Below are 7,358 nucleotides of genomic sequence, written 5' to 3'. Positions count from 1 at the left end.
TTCACAATTGTCGGAGGCGATTGTTGTACTGATATTGCAAAGAGAAAGGGCGGCGCTGCTTTCGCAGTCGCCGCCCTCGCAGTCTCCGTCTGCTATCGACCGAACAGCATCACTCCATCACAGCGGCGGAACCACGGTGATCGGCGCGTTGCAGTTGTTCGGAGCGGAACCCGGCAGCGTGCGCGTCTGGCTGTTCACCGGACCGCCGTTGGCGGCGAGCGGCGAACGAACGTTGGCGGCAACGATCGGGAACACCGGCTCGATCGAACCGGCGACCGGCGTCACGAGAATGCCCGTGTCGGCGGCACCGCCCGTCGTGCCCAACGCTGCAGCATTCTGGAAGCCTGCATTCGTTGCCGAGACGGCCGCGCGATCACCGATACGCGTGCGGATGTGCGTCCAGATGGCGCGATTGCCGCCAGCCGTGGTCACATCGGGATTACGCGTGTTGAGCGTGTTCTCTGTGAAGAAGTTGTAGCGGCCTTCCTGGGCTGCAACGAGCGTCGGCTCCTGGCCGTCGACGCGAACGTAGCGGAAGCGATCCGCAGTGCCCGTCGTGAGCGGCAGGCGCTCGGTGCTCGCCGTACCGATGCGATACTGCGTCGCGGTGTTGAACGACACGCAGTTGCGCACGTCGCCCGAACCTGCGCCGGCGAACACGAAGTCATCACCGAACTGGCCGGCAGCACCGCCAGTCGTCGGGCTCCAGGCGCAGCCGCCGTTCAGGCACGAGGGCTGGTCCGGCGCCACGAACGTTGCCGAAGCTTCGCCGCGGTTGCAGTTTTCGTTCAGGAACTGGATCTCGAAGCTGGTCTGCGTGCCCGAGGTCTCGCCACGACGGCAGAGGTAGGCGCTCGTGTCGCCGGAGATGCCGACCTGCTGGCCGTTGATGTAGACCTGCGACCAGTCGAGCAGCTGGCCGGAGAAGATGCCGGCGAGAACCGACTTCGGAATCGACGGGACGTTGGCCAGCGTGTCGCTGCCGGAAGTGAGGCCCTGAACCGTCTGGAGACGGTTACGCAGCGCTTCGGAAACGATCGGCGCGAAGAGGACCTGGAGGCCCGGATCGACGCTGAGCGCGGCAGCATCCGCGGCGGTCACGCCGGCGGTGCCGATGAAGGTGCGCGGATCGATGTCAGAGATGCCGACGTGCGGCGGTGCAGCCGTGTTGGTCAGAGTGGTGGCACAGGAACGCACCTGGTAGCTCATCAGGCCACCGGCACCACCGGCATTCGTCGCGGCTGCCGTGCAGTTCGCAACGATGTTGGCTTCGGTCGGCGTGATGAAGTTCGACAGATTCGACTGGCGTGCGACGGGGAGGACACCGTTGGCGGAACCGCCAGCGGTTTCCTTCACGACGACGATGTGGCTGCCGGTGGCGAGACCGACGACGTTCGCGGTCGAGAGGCAGGAGATCAGAAAGTCATTGCCGCGCGTGTAGATGTCGAGCGAGCCGGCCTGGCAAGCGGCACGATTGCCCGTCTCCGCATCGGCCGGGTCGAGCGCAAACAGATTGCGGAGTGTGTTGTCGCTGGCGGTCGCGCCGCCGACACGCAGCACCACCGGTGCGGTGTCATCGAACGCAGCCGGATCGACGGCCCATGCGCCGGCGCTGCCGAGGCAGAGCGCGCCAGCCACTGCTACTTTCAACATGTTCATATTCATCTCCAGTGAGGTAAAGCGATCCCGTACCGGCCGCATTTAGAGTGCGGCCGGCGTATTTCCGGGAAGGGATCAAGGGACGCGTATCGCCGCGAAGGGCGATACGCGTTGAGGTCATGCCTTGCGACGACGGCCGACCACACCCATGCCGGCCAGACCCGACAGCAGCAGCCATGCAGCTGCAGGCAGCGGGACCGGGGCGCCGCCGCCAACGTTCCAGCTCAGCGTCGAGGTGGCGAGATCGAAGGTCCAGCGACCGATATCGCCGGCCAGAGTCTCGTAACGATCGATGCTGGCAGCGCCGCTGGCGCCGCGAGCCGGGTTCGTCATCAGGAAGAACGCGAGCGCGTCATCGAGACCGCCTGCAGTGGCGAACTGGAAGACGTTGGAGCCGACACCGTAGCGCGTCGGAGCGAAACGCGGATCCGCCGGATCCGTCACGACGTCCGGGTTGCCCGCAACGGCGTTCAGGTTATTGACGAAGTTGTAGTAGGTGCTCGACGACGCACTCACCACACCCTGGTTGGTGGCGGTCGGGTTGTCGATCAGGGCGGTCGTCAGGTAACGGGCCGAGTTGGCGACCGTGGTGGCGCCCAGGTCAGCGGCCGTCACGTGCCAACGCAGATCGGCAACGTTACCGAGGGCGCTGATGTCCGGGAGAACCCAGCTCAGCGACTTGCCGGCGCTCGCCATGTCGCTCGTGCCTTCGAGCACGTCGTTCAGGCGCAGGCCGAGGTTCACGGCATACGACCACGGTGTTTCCGAGTTCACGCTGAAGAGGGTGAAGATCAGGCCGCCGTTGTCGGTGTCCGAGTTCGGAATGACTTCCGGGATGTTCGTCGGCACGGTGACGACCTGCGCCATCGTGGATGTCGAGGCGAGCGCGATGGCGCTGGCAGCGACAAGCTTCTTCAGAGACAGTTGCATTGGGCGATCCCCTTCTCGTTTGTTGACAGTAACCATGTCGGATCGGAGCGATCCGTCCTTGCCGAATCGAGTTCACGTGTCCGATCCGAGCGATGCGCACAGTGCGCGTGCGATGTGTCACTCGATCTCGAACTTCTTGACGCTTTTACGACGCGCGGCCGGCACATCGATGAATCCGCCTCAATCCGTGACGCGGGCAACGTTAGTCACGGTCCATGACACGTCGGTGAAGAGTTGGTGAAGCGGCCGCAGATGGCGGCGCACGTTGGAAGCGCAGGTGTAGGACGAATGAAAGACAAGCGGGCCAGCTGGTAGCTGCGAGCCACTGGCTGTTTAGCCGGCTAGCCGGGCGGCGTTGGCGCTCCCCTGCTCTCGAACGATTCGATCCGCGAGCGCGAGCAACTGTGCCCGCTGCACGTGCGTGAGCGTCAGTTTCTCTCTTTCGGCGAGGACCGCTGCGTGCAGTTCCTGCATGCACGGATCCTCCATTCCGTATCGGAGTCGCCACTCCAGGAATGTCCGGACGTACTCGGCGACCGGATCGTCGGGCTGGCGGTTAGCGAAGACCATGCTGCACCCCCACGACCTCCGATGAAGCAACACCTGTCATTCCCGCGCACGCGGGAATCCATCCGGCTGAAGCCGGGCCGACTGGAGATCCTGCAGTGAGCAGGCGCTGCTGCCGCTGCCGCGCCACTACGGACTCCAGATGCGCCGTCCAACGCACGTAGTGCGCGTCGCGCACGGATTCCACTTCGCTTCCTGGATGCCACCGGCTCATTGACATATCCGCCCTTGCCTTGAGATGGCGCGCATCCTCCGCGCGCAACGTGAAGCGATCGTGACAATCCACTTGAAGTGTGGAGTGCGTCTCATTGAAGGCGAAGACTGCGGGATGCGCGCATTCCCTTGCTTCGGCAACGCACTACGCTGCTCGTTGCCGTCATGCGGCATCATCGATTCGCCGCGAAGCGGCACCAGCAACGGAATGCTGGCAAACACTCAAGGGACGCACCAGGGAGACAAGAACATGGACCAGTTGGATATCGCCCGGCATTTCATCGAGCACGCCGAGCAGACCGCCCGGATGGATGAGCTGACGAGCACGTTCGAGGCGGCATTGCAGCGCCTGGGATTCCGCTACTACGCATGCGGCTCGCACGTTGATCCGCTCAATCCGCGCGAAGCTCTCATGGTGCTGAACTACCCGAAATCCTGGGTGGAGGACTACAGCGGTTTGCAGCTGCATCGCGTGGACCCTGTCTTTCAACGCGCGAGCCGCAGCCTGATTCCCTTCTTCTGGGACACGCCGGAATTCAGGAAGTCGATGACCCCTTCGCAGCTCAAGATGCTCGATCTGGCGCGTCGTCACGGAGTGGCGCACGGCTACACGATTCCGATCCATGGCCCGATGGCCTTCTCGCTGACGCCCTCCTCCTGCTCGCTGATTCCGGACTCGGCATCGCTCGATGAGCGGGCCTACCTCGCGGCGCAACTGATGGCGGTCCACCTGTTCGATCGTGCTTCGCGCCTGACCGGCGGTGATCGCAGCGACGAGGATGTACCGCGGCTGAGCTACCGGGAACGGCAGTGCCTGGAATTCGTCGCCCGCGGAAAGTCCGATTGGTCGATCGCCAAGCTCCTGGGCCTGAGCGTTACCACAGTCCATAACCACATCGAACGCGCAAAACATCGGTTATGCGTCGTTACACGCGTCCAGGCAGTGGTGCATGCCCTTGGGAGCCGACAGATCGCCTTCGGCGACGTGATCCGGCCAACAGACCGGCCCCGTTGCCAGCACCGCCGACGCAATGTGCCCTCACAGGACAGTTGATCCAATCAGATCAATTTCATTCGATTCGTCCTCGTTGCAGTCTTGTGACAGACAGGGGCAGGGAGGGCGAATCATCATGATCTTCATCGTCACGGGCGAAAACCGTCATCTGTTCGAGTCCGAGCTCGCGCAGATGCACCGGCAGCGCAAAGCGGTATTCATCGACGACCTCGGCTGGAAGGTTCCGGCGATCGGTGGCATGGAAATCGACAGCTACGATCACGCAAATACGATCTATCTTCTCTTGCACGACGAGGCCGGCCAGGAGCTGCTCGCTTCCGCCCGCCTCTTCCCCACGACGCAGCCGCACCTGATGACGGATGTGTTCGCTCATCTGTGCGCACTGCCGCCTCCGACCGGTCCCCTTGTCTGGGAAGCATCGCGATTCTGCGCCTCACCCGAACTCGCCGGTCGTCGGCGGCTCGAGGTGCTGTGGCAGATCCTCGCGGGTGTCATGGAAACGTGCCTTCTCTTCGGCATCGAACAGATCGTCTTTACCGCGAATCGCGCCTTTCTGCCGCTTGCGATGCAATGCGGCTGGGATGCCCGCACTCTCGGTAATACGGTGGCGGATGGCGATGATCACGTCACCCCAGTGTGCGTGCAGATTCATCCCGCCGGGCTGCGCTCCCTGCGCCGCCGCTTCGGCATCGAAGGCCCCGTGACGCGCTTCGTGACGCCGCGCCTGAGGGTTGCGGCATGAACGCATCAGCAATCGGCAACGATGATCTCGTCGACACGCTTCATCGCCTGAGAACGGACGGCTACGTTGTGCTCGAACATCAGGCCAGCGAGTCGTTGATCGGGCAGATCGAAGAGGAACTCGCGCCGTGGTTCGAGGCTACGCCGCGCTGCGAAGGCGATTTCCATGGATGGCAGACGACCCGCATCGCGTCCGTGCTCCTCAAGTCCCCGGCTGCACAGCAACTGCTGCTGGATCCGTTCGTGCTGCGCCTGCTCGATCATGTGCTCGCGCCTTATTGCGACTGGTACCAGGTCAATCTCTCGCAGGCGATCCGGCTGCATCCGGGACAGCGCCAGCAGTTTCCCCATCGGGACGACGACATGTGGCCCTGTTCGAAAACGAACGAGTACATGGTGAACGTGATGTGGGCGCTGTCGGACTTCACGCGCAAGAACGGGGCGACGCTCCTCTGGCCACACAGGCACCTGGCATCGTCATCGGTACCTGACCCGCGCGAAGCCATCGCAGCCGAAATGCCACGAGGATCGGCGCTGATCTATCTCGGATCGACAGTACATTGCGGCGGAGAGAACCAGGCAACCACCGCGCGCACGGGCCTGGTGCTGAGTTATTGCCTCGGCTGGCTCAAGACCTACGAAAACGCATTCCTTGCCTACCCACCGGCAATCGCGCGGTCCTTTCCAAAATCCGTTCGCGATCTTCTGGGCTATCGGATGCACCGACCCAACCTAGGCAACTGGGAAGGTCAGGATCCCGCGATTGCACTTACCAGCAGCTCGCGCGTCCATCCGACCGTCGATGCCCTTCCCGAGGACGTTGCCGAGCAGCTCCGCTCGTACTACGAGATGAACGGCCGATAGCGACTTCCCGTCATGCCGCGTCCACCGCGCATTCATCTGGTGGGTGGGACTTACTATGTGCTGCAGCTGTCGAGCCGGCATCAGCCGCTGTTCACGACGGACAACGACTACGAGTACCTCGAGCAGTTACTTGCGAAGTCCCTCGTGCAAGCGCAGGCCCACGCGCATGCCTATTGCTGGCTGCCGCACGCGTTGCACCTCGCGATCCGCACCTGCCAGACGCCGGTCAGCCGGATCATGCAAGGGTTGACGGGCAGCTACGCACGGCATTTGAATCGACTACGGAGGGACGCTGGTCACGTATTCAGCAGCCGCTTCCACTCGACGCTGGTCGATCCGACACAGTGGCTTCCCGAACTGGTTCGCTACATTCATTACGCCCCGGTACAAGCGCAGCTCGCGGAAAATCCAAACACCTATCCACAGAGCAGCTATCCCCGCTTCACGCGGTCGAGAGCGGCACAATGGATCGACAGCGATGCTGTGTTCTCGATCCTGGAAGCTCGTGGGATGGGCCGTGCTCAGGCGTGCGAGTTCCTTGCCGCCCCACCTCCGGTCCGCGAACTGCAAGTGTTTGCTGATGCAGGTCGCGGTCACAATCGCATTCTTGGCAGTACGGAGTTCCTGGAATCCTTACCCCGATCGCTCCGGCGAGGGCGCCCGCGCCTGACTCTGGACACGCTCACCGACCTCGTCGCACGCGGTCAGGGCACAACGAAGTCCGACCTGCACTCACATTCCCGGCAGCGCGACCTGGCCCTCTGCCGCTCTCTTGTCGCGTGGCACGCCATCGAGCGACGCGTTGCTACATTGACTGAAGTGGCCCGCTACTTCTCACGTGATGCATCCACTTTGTCGAAGGCCATCATCCGGCATCGTCAGATGCATCCGGAGCTGTTTCAGCTCAATGCCTGGCGTCATCTCGTGCCGATTGCTTGAGCGCAGGCGCGGGAACACATGCCCACAACCCAAGACTGGCACCACCGCATGCGAGCCCGGAATGTGGAGGTTCGAGCACCGAGCTGGCCAGCGAGATCGCGGGCGACGATCAAGTCTGGCACTGACTTTCTGGTTGTATTTCAACAGCGGATCAGACCGAACGTGGCGTTCGCCCCGTGCACGACTGACGAGCGACGCCGCACGCACGGGTCTGCACGCGCGAACCTCAACGCTTCCGCATTGACGCTGATCGCGAGTCGAAGCACGGTCGGCTCGCCACCGCGGATGGCGCTTACACACTCAACAGGAGAATCGTCATGAACGAAGAACTGATGCTCGTCGATCTGGGCGACGCGACGGAAGAGACCAAGGGCAAGGTCGGTCCGGAACGGGACAGCTTCCAGTTGCCCGACATCGAGCCGCTGGGCTG

General features: G+C 63.0%; 7 protein-coding genes. 4 read left to right on the top strand and 3 right to left on the bottom strand.

Features of this window, described 5'->3' with window-relative positions; all coding sequences use genetic code 11:
- Positions 1–117 precede the first annotated feature (117 nt).
- From HNQ60_RS00380 to HNQ60_RS00370, 3 genes are all read right to left on the bottom strand, one after another.
- A complete protein-coding gene (locus tag HNQ60_RS00380; RefSeq protein ID WP_184329044.1) occupies positions 118–1,659 on the bottom strand; it encodes a hypothetical protein in 1,542 nt (513 codons plus the stop codon).
- Between the two features lie 117 nt (positions 1,660–1,776).
- Entirely contained in the window at positions 1,777–2,589 is an 813-nt protein-coding gene (locus tag HNQ60_RS00375; protein WP_184329043.1) for a VPLPA-CTERM sorting domain-containing protein, read from the bottom strand.
- Between the two features lie 333 nt (positions 2,590–2,922).
- The gene (locus HNQ60_RS00370; protein ID WP_184329042.1) at positions 2,923–3,159 is read right to left on the bottom strand and encodes a hypothetical protein; all 237 of its coding nucleotides are present in this window, start codon (positions 3,157–3,159) and stop codon (positions 2,923–2,925) included.
- A 460-nt stretch (positions 3,160–3,619) separates the two neighbouring features.
- Here HNQ60_RS00370 and HNQ60_RS00365 point away from each other — a divergent pair, with 460 nt between their 5' ends.
- The 4 genes from HNQ60_RS00365 (at position 3,620) to HNQ60_RS00350 (ending at position 6,928) form a co-directional block, all read left to right on the top strand.
- The gene (locus HNQ60_RS00365; protein ID WP_184329041.1) at positions 3,620–4,423 is read left to right on the top strand and encodes a LuxR family transcriptional regulator; all 804 of its coding nucleotides are present in this window, start codon (positions 3,620–3,622) and stop codon (positions 4,421–4,423) included.
- A 76-nt stretch (positions 4,424–4,499) separates the two neighbouring features.
- On the top strand, positions 4,500–5,126 hold the full coding sequence (locus tag HNQ60_RS00360; protein WP_184329040.1) for an acyl-homoserine-lactone synthase: 627 nt from the start codon (positions 4,500–4,502) through the stop codon (positions 5,124–5,126).
- On the top strand, positions 5,123–5,989 hold the full coding sequence (locus HNQ60_RS00355; RefSeq protein WP_184329039.1) for a phytanoyl-CoA dioxygenase family protein: 867 nt from the start codon (positions 5,123–5,125) through the stop codon (positions 5,987–5,989). Before HNQ60_RS00360 ends, HNQ60_RS00355 begins: the two co-directional genes overlap by 4 nt.
- Before the next feature lie 12 nt (positions 5,990–6,001).
- Positions 6,002–6,928 (top strand): chromosomal replication initiator protein DnaA, encoded by a 927-nt coding sequence (locus HNQ60_RS00350; RefSeq protein WP_184329038.1) that lies wholly within the window; start codon positions 6,002–6,004, stop codon positions 6,926–6,928.
- Positions 6,929–7,358 lie beyond the last annotated feature (430 nt).

Source organism: Povalibacter uvarum (assembly GCF_014202975.1).
Taxonomy (GTDB): Bacteria; Pseudomonadota; Gammaproteobacteria; order Steroidobacterales; family Steroidobacteraceae; genus Steroidobacter; species Steroidobacter uvarum.
Note: the sequence above shows the minus strand (reverse complement) of the source record. Positions and strands in the feature narration are given on the sequence as shown.

Bases quoted from the DNA above. Each gene is read 5' to 3' on its own strand.
- HNQ60_RS00380 (WP_184329044.1), bottom strand. From the start codon at position 1,659: ATGAACATGTTGAAAGTAGCAGTGGCTGGCGCGCTCTGCCTCGGCAGC.
- HNQ60_RS00375 (WP_184329043.1), bottom strand. From the start codon at position 2,589: ATGCAACTGTCTCTGAAGAAGCTTGTCGCTGCCAGCGCCATCGCGCTC.
- HNQ60_RS00370 (WP_184329042.1), bottom strand. From the start codon at position 3,159: ATGGTCTTCGCTAACCGCCAGCCCGACGATCCGGTCGCCGAGTACGTC.
- HNQ60_RS00365 (WP_184329041.1), top strand. From the start codon at position 3,620: ATGGACCAGTTGGATATCGCCCGGCATTTCATCGAGCACGCCGAGCAG.
- HNQ60_RS00360 (WP_184329040.1), top strand. From the start codon at position 4,500: ATGATCTTCATCGTCACGGGCGAAAACCGTCATCTGTTCGAGTCCGAG.
- HNQ60_RS00355 (WP_184329039.1), top strand. From the start codon at position 5,123: ATGAACGCATCAGCAATCGGCAACGATGATCTCGTCGACACGCTTCAT.
- HNQ60_RS00350 (WP_184329038.1), top strand. From the start codon at position 6,002: ATGCCGCGTCCACCGCGCATTCATCTGGTGGGTGGGACTTACTATGTG.